The organism is Sphingobacterium sp. UBA2610 (genome assembly GCF_002339225.1).
In the GTDB taxonomy this organism is placed as follows: domain Bacteria; phylum Bacteroidota; class Bacteroidia; order Sphingobacteriales; family Sphingobacteriaceae; genus Sphingobacterium; species Sphingobacterium multivorum.
This window is the reverse complement of the sequence record NZ_DDKA01000001.1, coordinates 120,604-120,955: the sequence shown is the minus strand read 5'-3', so window position 1 is coordinate 120,955 and position 352 is coordinate 120,604. Positions and strand designations below refer to the sequence as shown.

At 35.2% G+C, this 352-nt stretch carries 1 protein-coding gene; it reads left to right on the top strand.

Translation table 11 applies throughout. The features are described from left to right. Positions 1 to 248 (top strand): hypothetical protein (locus B4Z47_RS00510; protein WP_414711852.1); only part of this gene is annotated, 248 nt, incomplete at its 5' end. Positions 249 to 352: the final 104 nt, after the last annotated feature.

The following is a 352-nucleotide window of genomic DNA, read 5'->3' as shown; positions in this document are numbered from 1 at the left end:
TACAACTCGTTATTGGCGGGGGATTTATTCTTTGTAGTGTTATTTGTATTGGAGGACTTCTAGAACATGAAGACTGGGTTTTTCCACTTGAGATGCTGCGGTTATTCTTATTACTACTGTATATTGGTCTAACTTTTTATTCACCATTGGGACTTGTTTTGGTAGGATGTTTCGCTTTGATTCAATTGATTTTTTATCGACCGTTAGCAGTTCGCTATAAAAAAGTTTTGCGTCTTGAAAGACGTTGAATTTATCCGTATGAGTTCTTGTCGTTGGAAGTAAGCATCTATTGTTTCATATTTCATCATTTAATTGATCTTTTATCTGTATAGCAAGCAAGCAAGCAAGCAAG